The sequence below is a fragment of the Amycolatopsis sp. cmx-4-61 genome, assembly GCF_046548775.1.
Lineage (GTDB): Bacteria > Actinomycetota > Actinomycetes > Mycobacteriales > Pseudonocardiaceae > Amycolatopsis.
In genome coordinates this window covers 23,110-39,589 of sequence record NZ_JAEBEI010000036.1, presented here as the reverse complement: position 1 = coordinate 39,589, position 16,480 = coordinate 23,110, and the positions used below count along the sequence as shown (strand labels likewise).

Here is a 16,480-nt window from a genome sequence, read left to right as displayed (position 1 = left end):
CCGTCCGAGGCCCTGCGCCGGGCGGCGCTACCAGGCTGGCTGTACTTCTACAATCATCACCGACCCCACAGCTCAACCGGCGGCAAGCCGCCGGTCACCCGACTGACCAACCTCTCTGGACATCACATCTAGTCCGGCCGCGGCTACGAGGGTGTCGCGCAGCATCTCCGTCCACCCGGCGATCGCCTCGATGCGTTCGAGCTGGTGCTGCTGGTCGACGTTCGAGCCGAGGATCCGCGGCAGGCCGGCCACTGCGACCACGGCCAGCATGCCGCCGACCACCCAGCCGGTGACCACGTCGACCGCCAGGCCGGTGAGCACGGCCAAGACGAGCAGGCCGACCCGCTTGCGGTCGTGCCGTGCGGCCAGCCAGGTGCTCAGCCGCGACGACTTCACCACACGCGCGGGTCGACCGCGCAGACCGGCGACGACCAGCAGGGCCCCGACGGCGACACCGGCTCCGAGCACGCCAAGCAAGACGACGCTCATGGCGTCCACCAACCTTCGCGCCGCTCGAACAGGTCCGGGTCGTAGCCCGCTTCGACGAGCAAGTCGACGGTGTCGGTGCGGAGCGGCGCGCCTGGCACCGCGCGCAGATCCGTGCCGGGCCGCCACACCTCGTTGCTGATGATCTGGGCGCCGTCGGCACCGACGACTTCGCGGATCGAGGAGACGACGCGCTTGCTGGGGTCGTCTCGGGGCTTCTCCAGGTGCACCACGAAGTGCAGCGCGGCGGCGACCAGGAGGTTGGTCGCCTCCATCGGCAACCGCTCCGGGCCCTGCACCGCGTAGGCGGCGAGCTTAGTGAACGCGCCCTGGCTGGAGCTGCTGTGCAAGGTGCCCATGCTGCCGTCGTTGCCCATGGACATCGCATTGGTTAGCGGGATGACTTCGGGCCCGCGGACTTCGCCGACGATGACGCGGTCCGGGCTCATCCGTAGGGACTGCCACACCAGGTCCGACAGCGAGATCTCTCCTTGACCCTCGATATTGGCCTCGCGGGCCTGCAGGGCCACCACATCCGGGTGGACCTCGGCGTCCTCGCCGAGGCCGAGCTCGAAGACGTCCTCGATCGTCACCAGGCGCTCCCACGGCGGGATCGCCGAGGCCAGGCCGCGCAGCATGGTCGTCTTGCCGATCGCCGTGCCGCCGGTGACGAGAATGTTGCGCTTCGCCTTCACGAGGGCTTTCAGGAAGCTCTCCAGGGCGAGGTCGATCGTCCCGTTCTTGCGCAGGTCAGCCAGGGTGACCTTGGCGAACCGGTGCCGGCGGATCGACACCGACGGCCGCGCGGTCACCGCCATGACCGCCGAGACGCGCTCGCCGCCGGGCAGCTGGAAGTTCACGATCGGGCTGCCGCGGTCGAACCTTCGCTCCTCCACACCGGAACGGGTCGCCAGGTCCCGGATGAGCTCGATCAGCTCGGTGTCGGAACCGACCACCGGGGGCAAACGCTTGCGGCCGCCGTCGGCACGCTTGACGAAGACGCGGTCGCCGTTGATGTTGATGTTCTCGATGTCGGTGTCGGCGAGCAGCGGTTCCAGACCGGCCAGGCCGAAGACCTCGTCAAGGACCTGCCGGATCACGCGCTGCTCGACGTCGGGCGCCACGAGCATCCCGCCGGCCGCGGAGTTGCGCAGCTCGGCCTGTGCGTGCGCTTCGGCCGCGTCGGTCAAGATGGCCTCGGCCAGGCGACGGCGTGCCGGTGCGTCCATCGGCGGCCGGCCGGCGGACTCGTCGGCGCGGACGCGGTGGCTGAGCTGGCTGGACAGCTCGTCGCGCAGGTGCTGCCGCAGGCGCTCCACCGCCGCGGTCTCACCGGCGGACCGGTGCGGAAGGTCTGCCGGTCCAGGCACGTGCGGGCGGCCGTTGACCGGCGCGGCCAGCTCGGGGCGCGTCATGGCGTCGCCCCGTTCCGGATGTGCGGGCCGACCCGCTGCGGGGGTACGCCTGGGACCGACTCGCCGACAACCGCCAGCCGCAGGTGCGGTGGCCGGCTTCCGTCGGTGGTGGTCGGCTGGCGCCCGTGCGCGTGGAGGTTGAGCGCGATCGCTGCCGCGGCCCGGCCGAGCATGTACTTGCCCGCCCCGCGCCGGCTCGTGCCCTGGCCGCTGAGCATCGCCGCGCCCTTGGTGTCGGCAGGCACCCGGCCCATCACCGGGATCTGCAGCGTCTGCGAGACCTCCGCGGTCGGGTAACCGTCGCCCACCAGGACGAGGCACGGTCGGCGTGACCACTGCTGGGCGGCCTGCAGCTTGAGCGCGACGTGGGCGAGCTCGTCGTCGTGCGGGCGCGCGAGCAGCAGCATCGCGTCCGCGCTGCGGATGATCGGCAGCGCGGGTGAACCGGGATCGACCCGGCCGCAGTCGGCGATGACCACGGTGTCCGGCTGATCGGCCACGCGACGCAGCGGCGACGAGACGCCGGAGGCCAACACGGCGAGCGCTGCACGAGCCTGTTCAGCGCCGACCGGGCCGGGCACGACCCGCAAGCCGCCCGGCAGAGGCTGGGAGTGCTGGACAAGCAGGCTCGGGTCGGCAGCTCCACGGCCCCGGGCAGCTGCGGCCAAGCTGACCAGGCCCGGTGTGTCGGGCAGCCGGAAGCGGGCCATCAGGTCGCCGCCGGCCGGGTCGGCTTCGACGACGACCGGACTCTGCTGGGCCGGCCAGCAGGCGCCGAGCGCGGTCGCCAGGGTGGTCGCACCGGGCGAGCCCTTGAGTGAGCAGACGGCGATCAGCATCAGCGTCCTCCCCCGGCAATCGCCACGAGGCTGAGCTGGCCCGCAGGGGCCGAAGCCAACGCGCGAGCGTCCGATTCGGCCAGCTGCAAGGAGACCACGGTGACCTGCTCGGTCTCCCGGGCAGCAACACCGGCCACCACCGCGGTCCACGACGACGTTTGACCCATCGGCGTTCCAACAGCTGGGCTTTGCCCCGGCGTAGCGAGGACCGCCACGGCGGTTCCGGGCGACAGGTCGGGCGGAAACTGTCCCGGCTTGAGCCCCACGGCCGCGACGCCCTTGCCGGGCGCAGGGATTTGAGGAGCGCCGAGGACCGAGCGGGTCACCAGCGAGCCGGCGGGCAGGCTGAAAGCCAGCGGCTGACCGACCACAGTGGACACTGCCGACGCAGGCAGAACATCCATCCCGGAATCCGCCGCTATGCTGACCTGCTTGAGATCCTGAACCTCGAGAAGCTGGCCCACGGCAACGGCACGGGCCAACGCGACGACGCTTTCGCGGTCGCCGAGCTGCATCCCGGCGAACACGCCTCCAGCCGCGCACACGGCGACCAGCAGGACACCGACCAGCAGGTGGGGCACGCTGCGGCGCCGACCCCCGCCACTCAGGCGTGCGGGCGTCTTGCCATCGCGGCTCGCCCACGACTTCAGCGACGCGGGTTTCGCGTCCGGGCTGGTTGAGCTTGCGGTAGTGGTCACCACCGACCTCCTCAAGGCATGACGCCATCGCGACGCGTCGACTCGGGTGTTCGACGTGCCTTTTCTCAAACGAGGGTTGTGTTGTGCGTGCCGGACCTCAGCCGGTCGCGATTCCCTGGCTCTCCGCTACACGGAACGCCGCCGAGGCGGAGGTCGTCATGTTCGGGAACGTGCCGCCCGTGCCGGCGCCCGACCACGTCACGGTCCAGTTCACCGTGGCGGTCACCGGGAACGCGTCCGAGCGCTGGCCGGCCGAGGACGTCTTGTACGTGTAGCCGCAGTCCGGCGACGCGCTTTTCGGGTCACCGCCTACAGGGAACGGCGAACCGGGGCCGGTGCAGGTCACCGAGCCACCTTCGCCCATCGACCAGGTCACCGAGGTCGGTTTGGCGACCGCGGTCACCGAGACCCCCGGCACCGACGCGGTGGCCGAGACGTCGCCCCAGCTGCTCCGGTCCAGCCACAGCCAGGTCGGCAGGGTGACCAGCTGGTCGCCGGCCGGATTTGCCTTGATCTTCGGCGCGGGCAGACGCAGCTGGCTCCGCGCCTGCGCGGCGAGCTCAGCGGGCGATGGCAGCGGCGCCGGACCTGGTTCACCGTCCGCGATCCAGACAGGTGGCCGGTACAGCGTGTCCCGGAAGCCGACCCCGGTGCACTTGTAGACGTACCAGGCACCGGACGGTGGCTGCGCGCCCGCCAGTCGCCGATAGGCGGCGGGCGCCGCCGTGGCCGGTCCAGTCCTCGACGGGACATGGAACGCTGCCGGCTGAGCACTTCCAGGTGGCGGTCCCTGATATCCGCTGCGCTCGTAGCCGCATTGGGCCAGGTTGCCGCCGCCGATGATCGTGTCGCCGCCGGGATCCGAAGGTCCACCGCCGGAGTTGTGGTGCCCAGGACCTCCGGGCTTGTTCGGCTGGTTGCCGTGGTCGCCGCCCTGCTGCCCGCCCTTGCCCGCGCCGAGTTCGCAGCCGGGGTTCGGGTACTGGCTGCAGTCGGTGTAGCCGTAGCCGTCCGCGAGCGCGGGCGCGGCCCCGATCACGACGATGGCCGCCGCCAGCACGGCCGCGGGCGCCGCACGGTTCAGCATGTCCCCACCCCCTCCACTGCGAACCTGGTGACCTTCCACGAGCCGTCCGCCTGCTTCTTGACCTCCGCGGTGATCGCGCGATGCCCGCCCGGTGAGTCGTTGAAAGGTGAACCGTCCTTCTTGTACTTCAGCCAGTTCGTGCTGTCTCCGCAGTCGGAGATCATGATCGTCGTCGGCGTGCCCGGCGGCTTCTGTTCGGTGACCTTCGGGCTCGACACCGGTGCTCCCTTCGACACCACGCCGTTGAGGTGGTCGGTGTAGAGACTGCGGTTGATCACGCCGAGCGCGTCACCGGTCGCGTACTTCGCCACTTCGGGTGATTGCCAGTCCGCCGTCTCGCCGGCCTTTGCCATCGCCCGCCACATGCCAACGTAGGCATCGGTCGCCAGCTGGGGCGCTGGAGTCGGCTGTGGAACCAAGGTCGAGCTGGTCGCCAGCGGGTTCGACGCAGAGGCTGACGGTGCTGAAGAACCACCGCTGGAGCACGCGCTGAGCGTGAGCGCGGCGAAGCTCAGCAAGATCGCGTGGGTTGACACCTTCGTCCATGATGGACGAACCGCACCTGACGGAGTCGACATCATTCCGCTACCCCTGTTCATCCTGACCGGCATCACGGCCGCCGTCGCGGTCGTGATGGGTGGTGCGCTCGTGGTCCGTTCTCCCCGCCGGCAGGTAGCGGCGCAGCTGGTGATCGCGGCCGCACTCGTCGGCGCGCTCGCCTGGCGCGTTCACGACGTGGCGCCGTTCGCGATTTCCGCGAGCGTGGCGGCGTTCGGCGTGCCACTCGCCTTCGCCGACGCGCGACACCGTCGCCTGCCGAACCTGCTTGTTCTCGGACTCGCCGGTTCGGTCGGCGCCGCGGTCGTCACGACCGTCGTCTTCACCCGGGAGGCGGGTTCGCTGGCTCGCGCACTCGCCGGTGCGGCCGTGACCGCCGCGTTCTTCCTCGCCGTGTACTTCATGGCGCCCGGCCACCTCGGCGGCGGGGACGTGAAGCTGGCCGTACCTCTCGGCGCGGCGCTTGCGTGGTTCGGATGGCAAACGCTCGTTCTCGGCAGTCTGCTGCCCTGGCTGGCTGCCGCGATCGCGGTGACGATCATGCGTCTCGGTCGGCGTCGGACCGCGATCCCGATGGGGCCGTTCCTGATCGCCGGCACGCTGGCCGCCATGCTCCTCGCGAACGGGTAGCCGACTGATCGGCTCAAGCGAGCAAGTCGTCATCGCAGCTTCCCTCCCCCTGTAGGTGTCGGTGACCGGCCGGCCTTCTCGCCAGACACGGCCGGCCACCGTCCCCTTCGATTCCTCTTCCGTTCCCAGGCGCCGGAGCCCGGGTGACTTCCGGTTTAGCGGCCTGACCTCGGCTGAGTGCAAGGTAAGTCGACGGGTGAGTCTGGACTCAGTCGACGGATCTTCACTCGTTCGGACGAAGGTGTCCGGCCGACGGGACGTCAAGGGCTCGACTGGGGCAAGCCGGGCGGCACTTCGTGATAGGTCTGCTGGTGTGGATGACTGGGACGTGCCGTACCGGCAGAGCGTGTACGAGGTGCTTGCCCTGCTGCGGGGCGACTGGACCGTCGCCGTCCTCGCGACCCTCGCTCTCGGCGAACTGGAGTTCACCAAGCTGCGGAACGAGGTCAACGAAGCCGAGGAGCGCTCCGGCTGGACGGCGCACACGAAGCCGCTGACGGCTCGCACGCTGACCGACACGCTCCGGCGACTGGAGCAGGACGGGCTCGTCGAACGACGCGCGGAAGGCAGCGCCTTCTCCAATGTCTGGTACAAGCTGTCACCCGACGGCCGTGCGCTTCTGCGCGCGTTGCGTCCTTTGGCCACGTGGTCGCAGCAGCGTCGCGACCAGACACGAGCCGACAGCCGCGGTCATCGCTAGGCGGTCGACTTGACGACTCGGACCTGATTGCGCCCGGCGTACTTGGCCGCGAACAGCGCGTTGTCAGCGGAAATCAGGACCTCTTCCAGCGAACTGCCCGCCGCTGGGAACGCAGCTGCGCCGATCGACACGCTGACGTGGAAGCCTGGTCCGGAATCCGGCTCGATGACGGTGCGTTCGACGTGCTCCCGGATGCGATCCGCGATGGCGTGAATCGCGTCCGGCGAGCTGCCCGGCAGCAGTACGACGAACTCCTCGCCACCGAACCGCCCGCAGAGGTCGTCGCTCCGGACTTCGCTCCGGATGGCGTTGCCGACGAGGACGAGCGCCCTGTCGCCGGTCAAGTGTCCGTGAACGTTGTTCACGTCGCGGAAGTGGTCGATGTCGATCATCAGGACACCGACGCTGAAGCCGTGCTGGCGAGCGCGGTCGATCTCCTTCGCCGCGATCGCGTGCCAGCTCGCGGCGTTGAGAAGCCCGGTCTTCGAATCGGTGGTCGAAGCGTGCTCGAACTGGCGGATCAAGACGCTCCGGTGCAGCGCATAGAGCGGCAGGAACAAGACGATCACGAGCCACGGGCGCAAGGTCAGGAGGACCGCGGTGAGCGCGCCCATGCACAACGTCGCCAGCTCGAGGATGTTCTCGTTGAGCGCGCCGAGCATCCGCTTGAACGAAAGGCTCCGCCTGGCGAGGGCGATCGCCACGCCGACGATCGTCGAGTTCGCGGCGAAGTAGATCGCGATGACCGAGGCCAAGCCGACCGCGGTCCAGACGCCGGCTTCCTGGCCGGGCGGCACGACGTGCAGCTGCCGCGCAGCCCACCCGGCGATCTGGCAGGACAGGATCACGTTCGCCGTGCTGAAGATGACGCGGTGCGCGTGGATCCCGGCGACGCCTCGCCAGCTGCGCAGCCACAGGTGCAGGTACAGCAGCACGGCGACGAGGGCCGCCAAGGCGGTCGGGAGGGTCAGCGCGGCGGCCAGGGTCCACACAGACGAGAAGTTGACGTGCGGGGTGTCCGAAAACCGCCGTCGCCGCCGCTCGACCCGTCGAGTCATCTCCGCGGCCAGGATGCCGAGCCCGACGATCAACCCGCAGGACACGACATCTCGCCATGCCATCGGGGCCCTCACGTCGAAGACGATGGCCGCTACCGCGATAGCGTCGATAACCAGCAGAAACACCGCCGCGGGCCGCGGTAGCAACCAGATAGCCCATCGTGACCAACCGGAGCGCTCAGCGACCCCCTCGTTCGGCATACTGATCTCGCTTCCGTTCCCAGGGGAGGACCCGAGGTCCTCGAGCTCCGGCTGCCGCACCTCGGCACCTCCCGCCGCCGGACGCTCCGGGAGGGGGTCACTATGCGTAACAAGGACTTCTGAGCGCGCTGAATCCACCGGTGCGGGCTCGTCCTCGACAGTTCTCGCCTGCCGAGGTCGAGCCGCCCACCAGACGAACCCGGCCGCGACCGCGGAGAGTGACGCCACCGCGCCCGACCCGGCGACGACGAAGACGGGATCGAGCCGCTCAGCGACCACGCCGGCGCCGAGGATCGCGATGCCTTGCGAGGTGTAGAGGCAGGTGCTCAGCCGTCCCATCGTGGTGCCGCGGCGCGCGTCCGGCACCAGCTCGACGACGACCGCTTGCAGCCGGATCAAGTAGATGGTGGACAGCGCACCCGAGACGGCCCAGAGGCCTGCGGCCCACCAAGCGCCTGGTAGCGCGAGGCAAGCGATCAGGGGCAGGCCAGAGGCCGCTGCCGGCACGACGACCAGCTTCGCCGTGAGCGCGGTATCGGGTCGGAGCCGGCTGGCCAGCCAGCCGCCGAGCACGCTGCCGACGGGATCGGCCGCCATCAGGACGCCGACCCCGATCGACGTCAGGCCCACCGCGTTCGCGTACGGCGCCGCCAGGCCTTCAGGTACGACAAGAAATCCGACCATCGCGGCCAGCATGTAGATGGCGATCATCCGCGAGTCGCTGGCCGCTGCGGCTGACTGCGGCGTCGACTTGGTCTCGACTCGGCTGACGGGACGAGCTCGGACCACCGCGGCGACCACAATGGCGCTGACCAGGAACGTCGCGGCGTTCACCAGCAGCGCGCCGCTGGTGCTCAAGCTCGTCACGAGCAGGCCGCCGAGCCCGAAGCCGGCCACCTGGGCCGTTTGTGTGCTGATCTGCCGGAGGCCGAGACCGGCCTGGTACAGCCCGTTCGGAAGCGCGTCCGGCAGGAGCGCGAGCTGAGCGGCCTTGAACGGCGCCGCAGCCATGGTCAGGCAGCCGATCAACGCCCAGAGGATCCAGAGCGGCATCCCCGGCACGGCCATCGCCGCCCCCAGCACGGCGCGCACGACGTCGGTCACGACGATCACCGTCCGGCGCGGATAGCGGTCCGCCAGACCGGAGAGCAGGAAGCCGCCCAGGATCGCCGGCACGAAGGTCAGGGCGTAGGTGAGCGCCGTCAGCGCCGCGGAGTCCGTGCGGGCGTAGACCAGCAGCGCGAGCGCGACCCGCGCGACCTGATCGCCGAAGACCGATAAGGCTTCGGCGAGCCACAGCGCGCGGAACTCACGACCTCGCAGCGCCACCGCAAAACCGCGGGATCCGGTTTCGGTCATCGGCCCTCCCCACCGCCGTCGAAACTCGCCCGGCAGGCCCCCCTACCTGGAAGAACCACGGTATGCCCGCTCCGTGTCCATGTGGACACAAGTAGCGACAGATCACCCAATCGCAGCACGGCCGTGACGGTCCGCTACCGACTTGATCGACTTCCGCCGATCAGAGCAGGCGGCTGCTGAACCCCGCCGCGACCAGGCGATCGAACGCGGCGGCCACGGCGGGCGGCACCGGCTGCTCGATGGCGAAGCCGCGTTCGGGGTAGACCATCACCCGCTGCAGATCGCCGATCATCATGTCGACGACCTCGGCGGCGTCGCCGATCGTCTTGACGTACTCCTCCAGCGTCAGCGGCGCCGACGTGCACGTCACCGCGACTTCAGGCCACAGGCGCCGGCAGGTCGCGAACGCCCGCCGCTCCATGTACGGCATCGAGATGAGGAGCACGGAGTCCGGTGTCAGCCCGGCCCCGATGAGCCGGTCGCGGGAGAGCGTGATGTTGGCGCCGGTGTTCGCGGCCTCGGGCTCGACCAGGATGGCGATGTCCGGCACGCCCAGCTCCAAGGCGCGCTCGCGGAAGTGGACGGCTTCGCCGCGCGGGAAGATGGCGACGGTGTCCCGGCTGGTCGCACCGGTAAAGACGACGGTCTGGAACATGCCGCGGTGGTACAACTCGGCCGCGTACTCGGCGACGCCGATGTCGTTGCATCCCAGCGCGATGGCGACGTCGCACGCAGAAATCTCGTGGTGGACCTGGTGGAAGTCCCACACGAGCTCGGCGTCCTGCCATTCCACATCGGTAAGTTGCCGCATCACGGCGCGTTCGTACTCCCTCCAGGGCGACAACCGCAAGTCCTCAAGACCACCGTCGAATGTCACGTGGTCTGCAAATGAAGATGCGGCCTCTGCGTCAAGTCTCCCCGATGAGCCCGCCTTTGGCAGGGCCCGGCAAATCCGCGGGCCGGATCGGTCAATGACCTGAGCAATATCACTCATTCAAACTCAACAAGACCGAGTTCAATGTCCCCCACAACTCGATGTCGGGCCTCGAGCAGGTGCTACCCGGCACCTTCGAGCGAACCATCATATCCGTTACCGCAGGTCACACAAAGTGACCAAGTCGATCCTAGTCGCCGCCACCCCCAACGACAAACTAAGCGAGCACTTCGACCCTCAGACTCTCGCGCGCCGTCGGAGCAGCGACAATGAGCCGGTGAGTGAAACGATGCCCCCATCGTCTGAACGCGCGATCCGCCGGGACCAGCTCGCCGCCACGCGGCAGGAGCGGCCCATCGGCGACGGCGTGCCATCAGTCTGGGGTTCGATCCCGCCGCGCAACCCTAACTTCACCGGCCGCGAGGAGCTACTGGAGCAGCTTGCCCAGCGCCTTGGAGCCGGAACAACCGCGATCCTCCCCGCCGCACTGCATGGCATGGGCGGCATCGGCAAGACCCAGATGGCGGTCGAGTACATCTACCGCCATCTAACGGACTACGACGTAGTCTGGTGGATTCAGGCGACCGAAGCGACAGTAATCCGCGCTTCCCTGACTGAGCTCGGCCAGCACCTTCAGTTGACTGGAGTCGGCGAGCCGACCACCGCGGTGCCAGCCGTACTGGAAGCCCTTCGTCTTGGGAGGCCTTTCCGGCGCTGGCTACTGATCTTCGACTCCGCAGAAGAGCCTGAGCTCGTCTGCTCATTCTTCCCAATACACGGTCCCGGCGAGATCCTTGTGACGTCCCGCTCTCCGAACTGGGCGGCCATGGCACGCCCACTTGAGGTGAACGTTTTTACCCGTAGCGAGAGCAAATCGTTGCTCCATAGGGCGACACCCGATCTCGACGATAGCGACGCCAATCAGATCGCAGAGAAACTCGGCAACCTTCCGGCAGCAATTGATAGGGCCGCAGCCTGGCTGGCAGGCACCGGACTACCGGCGAGCGATTACTTGCAACATTTTGACAGGATCCTCGAAAAGTCGACATTGCATCGCCACCCCTCCATTGCAGCGTCTCAGATTATTCACCCACGCGACGTCGTGAGCGCCGACCGGAAGCCGCCCGAACTTGCCAGCAAGGAGAAGTTTGCCGAATATCACGCGTCAGTGACGCGATCACCACTAAACTCACCGGACGTCGACAGCGCACCCGATACCCCACTCCGCACCGCCCATTTCACGATCGTCGGAATTGATGTCGAAGGGTTCGGACAAACTCATCGAAACAACACCAATCGGGCACGCATCAGAGATGGCTTGTACCAGGCCACCGAAAGAGCCTTCGAATCGTCGGGAGTTACGTGGGCGGACTGCACACGCGCGGACCTCGGTGACGGCGTCCTCGTTCTCGCGCCAGCCGACATTCCTAAGCCGCTATTCACAGAGAAGCTCCCCCGCGCTCTTCTTAGCGAGTTAATCAAGCACAACAGCACGCATCCACGCCAGGAGAAGATGCGTCTTCGGATGGCAATTCACGCCGGGGAGGTAACTATTGACAGCCACGGATATACCGGCAACTCAATTATCCACATGTTTCGCATACTAAATGGTGCAACTATAAAGGAGGTCTTCTCGAGCAAGAGGTCGACACCCTTGGCCGTAATAAGCTCTGACTGGTTCTTCGAAGAAGTAATTCGACACAGCGAGAAAAGCGAAGCTGGATCATACAGATCATACAGAGTAAAGAATAAGGAAACAGAGACCCAGATCTGGACGCGCTTCCTTCGAGCCCAAAAGGGCGTTCAATGAGCGCACGGAAACTGACCTAGACTAAACTCAACGGAAGGGGTCATGCCCCGAGCTTCCCGACCCCTTCCGTTTAGTCCACATAGCGCGGCATTCTCCTCGCAAGCTTAAAGCTTAACGGTCGTCAGGTGATGCACGGGAAATCGTCAACCTCAGGCGCTTGCTTCATTCGTGCCGCGGCACAATGCGATGTGGAAGCCTAGCAGCTGACAGTGAATGCGGGCTTCGAGTACGACCAGGCCCCGTAAAGGAGCTCGCGTCCAATGACAGGTCGCGCGTGACCTTACGCCTGGCGTTCGTACGCGCGGCGAATGCCCGAGATGGCCTGTAGCTGATGCATCATCCCGTACTGCGTCGAGGTCGCGGCGGCGCCCTCCAGCAGCTTGAGCCCGCTATCGGCCGTGGCGGGGTCGGACAGCAGGAGGTGGCCATGCGCGGTGTCGAGGCGAACGCGCTGCATGGGTGCGTCGCCGGGCCGGTGGTCGAGCGCCACCTGGAAGGCGACGCCGGCCTGGCTTAGGTCGCCATCACCACGGTGCGCCAGGGCCAGCTTCTGGAACGCTACCGACCAGTCCTGCGGCTCTTCGAGAGCCTCGAACTGCCGGATGGCGGGCTTGATGAAGGTGATGGCGTCCGCGTTTCGGCCCGCCTTGCTGAGCGCGGTCCCGACCCAGAGCTGGGCGCGGGTGCGGTCGCGGGCGTCGAGGCGGGTGTCCGTGGCCAGCTGCCGGTACTGCTCGGCAGCAGGCTCGTGGTTGCCGCCCATCTCGTCGAGAACAGCCAGCTGGAGTTCGAGCTGCGCGACCCGCCGGTCGGCACCGAGCTCGCGGAAGACCGCCATGGCGCGGCCGTAGCTCTGCCGAGCGGACATCGGTCCGGTGAGGACGCCTTGGTCCTGGCGCAGATCACCGAGGAGCCGTAGCGACCGGCCGTAGAGGTAGAGCCCGCGGTCATCGCCGCTGGGGACCAGCCGGCCGGTCCAGCGATCCAGCAGGAGCTTCGCCAGGTCGAACTCCTGGCGGCCAAGGCAGACGGCGACTCGGTCCAGGTCGTCGGCCCAGGTTTCGTAGTCAGCGCTCGGACGCGACACCACGGCGGCGCCTTCGGCCAGCAGCTCTTCGAGGCCGCGCGACGTGACGCCGAGCGCCCTTGCGAGTTTCGGCCGCTTGTACGGCAGCGGCTCCGATTTGCCGCGTTCCCACTGCCCGACGGTAGTCGTGTCGAGGCCCAGTTCGATGGCCAGCGTCTCCTGGGTGTAGCCAGCTGCCTTACGAGCCCGGATGAGCCCGTGGCGCCGCGTTCCCATGATTCACTCCCTAGATCACCGCCTGAGGTCATCAGATTACCGCAGGTCAGAAGCTTGAACGCAAGATCTCCTACAGATTCGCCCCGGATGTACGCCCTGGTGATTCAGCTGGACGACCCGCGAAGGTCGATTTCGGCACCCCGGTGGCTGGTCGACCACCTCGCTTCCCCCTCCGATGTGAGCCCCGGTCACCAGGGGTGCCACCCAAGACCGGCGGCAACTGAAAACCATGACCTCGAAACCGAAATCAGAAGACGGGCCAGCGTGCGGTCCCGAATGGCCGAACGAGGAAGACCTGGCTCTGTACGTGTTGCTCAGCCGCGTACTTCACGGGCTTCGTCACCTTCCTGAAGCTTCTTCAGCTGACCAACGTAAAAGCAAGGACCGAACGATGAACGCAACTCGCAAACCTGCCGTACTCGCCGTGAGCGTCGGACTGCGCGATGCGCGCGAGCGCCGGAAGATGGGGCTCCGCGAGTTGGCTCGCCTGCTGGGAATCAGCGCGCAGAAGCTGTCGAACGTGGAACTGGGGACCAACGTCCCCGAGGACACGCTGGTCGCCCAGATCCTCGGGTGCCTCCGAGTCAGCCGCGCCGAATTCGAGCAGGTCATGAAGATCGCCAAGCAGCTCGACGTCCCGAACTTCGTCGACCACACCGCGTCGCCACTGATCGATCTTTTGTGGACTTACGAGCAGCTTTCGAGCCGGATCGTGGAGTGGGCGCCATTCTGCATCCCGGACCTCCTGCTGCCACCACCGCCGCCCACCGCAGCTCGGGACGAGACCGCGGAGCAGTCCGAACGCCACGACCAGGAGCTGTTTCAGCGCCAGTGTCGTCGGCAGACGATGGAGCAAGGCGGACGCCGGTACGTCTTCCTGATCGGCGACGAGGCCTTACGCATGGCACGCGACGAACCCGACGGCGCCGAACAGATCAGGCAGCTCCGCGAAGCAGGGCGCCGCCTCGACGTCACAATTCACATCGTCAAGTCCGGACCCGATTCCGCGGCAGCCTTCACGCTCTTCGAGGACGGCCCCAGGCCGATCGCCGTCGCGCTCAAGCACAGCCACTGCACAACGTACGGCACGGACAAGGACGTGCTGAACAAGTACCACGACACCACGAGGGCACTGCTGGGACGCGCCTTCGCCAAGCCGGTCACGATCGAGGCCTGGCTCGATTCTCTCCAAGCTCGAGCGTCGTGATGGTCGCCGCCGTCATCTACATCGACCCGCAGACGATCCAGCCGGTCCTCAACGGCAAGTGGCATCGAATGGACCTCACTGCGGGTTCCCCAGCCGGGAGAAGCTGTCACCATGCTCTGCGGCGAATCCGGCGAGGCGGAGTTCAAGCTTTCTGGTGAGGGTCGAAACAACCGCGTCCACCAGCAGTGCGAGCCATGTGATGATGTCCTCCGGCAACGGAAGGGAATTCCGTCACGGCGCGATCGGATCGGCCGTCGCTGAGGGACTTTCAGAGTCGGGCAGCATGCTCTGGCCAGACGACCGTGACGCCCAGCCCCCGCTCCCTCGCGGCATCCACGACATCCGCGGTTCCGCCGTGGCCGCCGGACGGACCGCCATCCCACACCGCGACCATCTTGTCCACGATGGACAGAACGTGCTCGCTGGCGGCCATGTAGGCGTCGCGGTTCGACTCGGTGAACGGCATCGTGTGAACGCTCGCGTTCGCGATGAGGTTGTCGAACTCGGCCGCGTTGTCCGGCTTGACCTTGCGCTCCCGGTAGTCCGCCGCCGGCAGCACGACTTCAAGCGTCCCACCCAGCTCCAGAACGACTCGCGCGAAGACCTGGTCGGCGCCCCGGGCCAAGCAGGTGACACCCACGAGATCGTCGCGCTGTTCCTTCAAGAGCTCGCGGAGCTCGCCGGCCACGAGCTCGGCGGTGGCCTCGGTCAGGTTGGAGTGACCGGTGATTCCAATGCGCACCACGGAGTGTCCTCTTCCTAGACGGCAAGCTTCGCTTCGACGACCTCGCGGACGTCGCGCACGGCAGGAACCGTAGCGAACGCCCCTGCTTCCCGATGGAAGTCCCGAAGCTTGACGCCGACTCGCCCGGACGTCCACGGCACAGCATCAGGCAGGGCCATGCCGATCAGCTCGGCGGCGCGTTCCGGCTCGCGGGTGATCAGGTGGCTGCGGGCGAGCCCGATGAGGTCGAAGACGCGGTTGCGGATCCGATCGGGATCGCGCAGGGCGATCGCGTGGCCGATGTAATCTTGGGCTTCGTCCGCATGCCGGACGTCGTGTCGCGACAGGTCGCGGTAGCGGGCGCCGATGACGCCCATCAGCTCGGCTTCGTCCAAGCTCCTGACGGAGGGGGTTGCTGCGTCGCCGTCCCGAAGCCCTTCGCTGAAGTAGTCCTCGGCGAGCCGGACGGTCCGCCGGAACGCGGGCGCGTCACCGAGTTGGGCGTGCGCCCATGCCTCGCGGGTGGCCAGGACAGCTCGGAGCCGTGGGCTGGCTGTCCGGCGCGTGGCGTACTGCGCCAGTTGCACGACCTCCAGCCCGTCGGCCGGCCGGTCAAGGTCGAAGCATTGTCGGGCCAGTGAGGCGAGGGCGACCGCAGCAAGGGCGTCGTCGCCGGCGACGTGGGCCAGCTGAGCCGCCAGCTTGAAGTAGCGCTGCGCCGCGCCGTGCGCAGCTTCGTCCCAGGCCATCGTTGCGACGATGTCGGCGAGCTCGGCGCCGACACGGAAGGCGCGACGCGTCTCCGCGGTACCGGACGGAGCCTCCTTCAGCCGGCGAAGGTGGGAGTCGAGCTGTGCCACGGCGGTCGAGCGTGCAACGGAGCCGCTGGCCGAACGCCAGCGACGAACGAACTGGACGAACTCTTCTGCCGAGGTCAGCTCGGCCTCGGTAAACGCGGTCGACGTCCGCCGCGGCGCAGCGGCGGCGGCCGGCCAGAGGAACGGAGTCAGCTCCGCGGCCAGGGCCGAGCCAGCCAGGACAGCAGCAGTCGCGAGCAGGCTCCGGCGAGAGGTCGGCATGAGGTCCTGTTCGGTCGCGGTGACCGCCCTGTCGATGACGGCGTCGGACTGCCATGCGCTGAACGACGACGGTACGGCCGGCCCGGCGGAACTCGACGGCGGGGTGAATCCGAGCGCGGCGTCGTCCGACGCGCTCAGGACGTGCCGGAGAGCGGCTCGATACGCCGCGCTCGGCCACCGGACCACGCCACGCTCAAGTTTCGCCACGTAGTGCGCGTCGAAGGGATAGCGGGTACGGGTCGTCTCCCACAACCAGCGGGCGACCCCATCTGCGACATCGGCCCGAGACGCGCGTTCACCAGGCACGCTCGACGAGGGCAGCCGTTCGCGCGCTGCCCGCAGAAGGCGATTCGGCTCTGGCACGTACCCTCCCCGGTCACGCCGAGTGTAGC

At 67.7% G+C, this 16,480-nt stretch carries 16 protein-coding genes and 1 pseudogene; 5 read left to right on the top strand and 12 right to left on the bottom strand.

All coding sequences use genetic code 11. The features are described from left to right. Nucleotides 1–132: pseudogene (locus ACLJOU_RS45815) on the top strand (IS481 family transposase); the annotation flags it as partial. Here the strand turns inward: ACLJOU_RS45815 and ACLJOU_RS45810 are convergent. From ACLJOU_RS45810 to ACLJOU_RS45785, 6 genes are all read right to left on the bottom strand, one after another. Then, complete coding sequence (locus ACLJOU_RS45810; RefSeq protein WP_410575577.1) at nt 73–489, bottom strand: hypothetical protein; 417 nt, start codon at nt 487–489, stop codon at nt 73–75. The pseudogene ACLJOU_RS45815 and the gene ACLJOU_RS45810 overlap by 60 nt on opposite strands. Then, nucleotides 486–1,901 carry a CpaF family protein gene (locus tag ACLJOU_RS45805; RefSeq protein ID WP_410575576.1) on the bottom strand — a complete coding sequence of 472 codons (1,416 nt, stop codon included), beginning with the start codon at nt 1,899–1,901 and terminating at the stop codon, nt 486–488. Before ACLJOU_RS45805 ends, ACLJOU_RS45810 begins: the two co-directional genes overlap by 4 nt. Then, entirely contained in the window at nt 1,898–2,740 is an 843-nt protein-coding gene (locus ACLJOU_RS45800) for a chromosome partitioning protein (protein ID WP_410575575.1), read from the bottom strand. The genes ACLJOU_RS45805 and ACLJOU_RS45800 overlap by 4 nt, the downstream gene beginning before the upstream one ends. Then, nucleotides 2,740–3,438 (bottom strand): hypothetical protein, encoded by a 699-nt coding sequence (locus ACLJOU_RS45795; protein WP_410575574.1) that lies wholly within the window; start codon nt 3,436–3,438, stop codon nt 2,740–2,742. Before ACLJOU_RS45795 ends, ACLJOU_RS45800 begins: the two co-directional genes overlap by 1 nt. A 97-nt stretch (nt 3,439–3,535) precedes the next feature. After that, on the bottom strand, nt 3,536–4,525 hold the full coding sequence (locus tag ACLJOU_RS45790; RefSeq protein ID WP_410575573.1) for a hypothetical protein: 990 nt from the start codon (nt 4,523–4,525) through the stop codon (nt 3,536–3,538). Continuing rightward, nucleotides 4,519–5,043, bottom strand: coding sequence for a hypothetical protein (locus ACLJOU_RS45785; RefSeq protein ID WP_410575572.1), 525 nt, complete (start codon nt 5,041–5,043; stop codon nt 4,519–4,521). Before ACLJOU_RS45785 ends, ACLJOU_RS45790 begins: the two co-directional genes overlap by 7 nt. Between ACLJOU_RS45785 and ACLJOU_RS45780 the strand changes: the two genes are divergently transcribed. Continuing rightward, nucleotides 5,021–5,713: a prepilin peptidase gene (locus tag ACLJOU_RS45780; protein WP_410575571.1), complete on the top strand. Its 693-nt coding sequence runs from the start codon at nt 5,021–5,023 to the stop codon at nt 5,711–5,713. The two genes, ACLJOU_RS45785 and ACLJOU_RS45780, sit on opposite strands and share 23 nt — an antisense overlap. A gap of 313 nt (nt 5,714–6,026) precedes the next feature. Beyond that, nucleotides 6,027–6,413: a winged helix-turn-helix transcriptional regulator gene (locus ACLJOU_RS45775; RefSeq protein WP_410575570.1), complete on the top strand. Its 387-nt coding sequence runs from the start codon at nt 6,027–6,029 to the stop codon at nt 6,411–6,413. Here the strand turns inward: ACLJOU_RS45775 and ACLJOU_RS45770 are convergent. After that, nucleotides 6,410–9,031, bottom strand: coding sequence for an MFS transporter (locus tag ACLJOU_RS45770; RefSeq protein WP_410575569.1), 2,622 nt, complete (start codon nt 9,029–9,031; stop codon nt 6,410–6,412). The two genes, ACLJOU_RS45775 and ACLJOU_RS45770, sit on opposite strands and share 4 nt — an antisense overlap. 160 nt (nt 9,032–9,191) lie before the next feature. Beyond that, complete coding sequence (locus ACLJOU_RS45765) at nt 9,192–9,845, bottom strand: YdcF family protein (RefSeq protein ID WP_410575568.1); 654 nt, start codon at nt 9,843–9,845, stop codon at nt 9,192–9,194. Nucleotides 9,846–10,242: 397 nt separating this feature from the next. On the opposite strand from ACLJOU_RS45765, the gene ACLJOU_RS45760 reads away from it, so the two are divergent. Then, on the top strand, nt 10,243–11,775 hold the full coding sequence (locus ACLJOU_RS45760; protein ID WP_410575567.1) for an NB-ARC domain-containing protein: 1,533 nt from the start codon (nt 10,243–10,245) through the stop codon (nt 11,773–11,775). A 280-nt stretch (nt 11,776–12,055) separates the two neighbouring features. Here the strand turns inward: ACLJOU_RS45760 and ACLJOU_RS45755 are convergent, their stop codons facing one another. Further along, nucleotides 12,056–13,078 (bottom strand): helix-turn-helix transcriptional regulator, encoded by a 1,023-nt coding sequence (locus ACLJOU_RS45755; protein ID WP_323322945.1) that lies wholly within the window; start codon nt 13,076–13,078, stop codon nt 12,056–12,058. Between the two features lie 391 nt (nt 13,079–13,469). Between ACLJOU_RS45755 and ACLJOU_RS45750 the strand changes: the two genes are divergently transcribed. Further along, nucleotides 13,470–14,285 carry a Scr1 family TA system antitoxin-like transcriptional regulator gene (locus tag ACLJOU_RS45750; RefSeq protein ID WP_410575566.1) on the top strand — a complete coding sequence of 272 codons (816 nt, stop codon included), beginning with the start codon at nt 13,470–13,472 and terminating at the stop codon, nt 14,283–14,285. Between the two features lie 75 nt (nt 14,286–14,360). Here the strand turns inward: ACLJOU_RS45750 and ACLJOU_RS45745 are convergent, their stop codons facing one another. The 3 genes from ACLJOU_RS45745 to ACLJOU_RS45735 are packed head-to-tail and all read right to left on the bottom strand — an operon-like array spanning nt 14,361 to nt 16,451. Then, nucleotides 14,361–14,501 carry a hypothetical protein gene (locus ACLJOU_RS45745; RefSeq protein ID WP_410575565.1) on the bottom strand — a complete coding sequence of 47 codons (141 nt, stop codon included), beginning with the start codon at nt 14,499–14,501 and terminating at the stop codon, nt 14,361–14,363. Nucleotides 14,502–14,553: 52 nt separating this feature from the next. Next, a complete protein-coding gene (locus ACLJOU_RS45740) occupies nt 14,554–15,030 on the bottom strand; it encodes a hypothetical protein (RefSeq protein ID WP_410575564.1) in 477 nt (158 codons plus the stop codon). Nucleotides 15,031–15,044: 14 nt separating this feature from the next. After that, the gene (locus ACLJOU_RS45735) at nt 15,045–16,451 is read right to left on the bottom strand and encodes a hypothetical protein (RefSeq protein ID WP_410575563.1); all 1,407 of its coding nucleotides are present in this window, start codon (nt 16,449–16,451) and stop codon (nt 15,045–15,047) included. Nucleotides 16,452–16,480 lie beyond the last annotated feature (29 nt).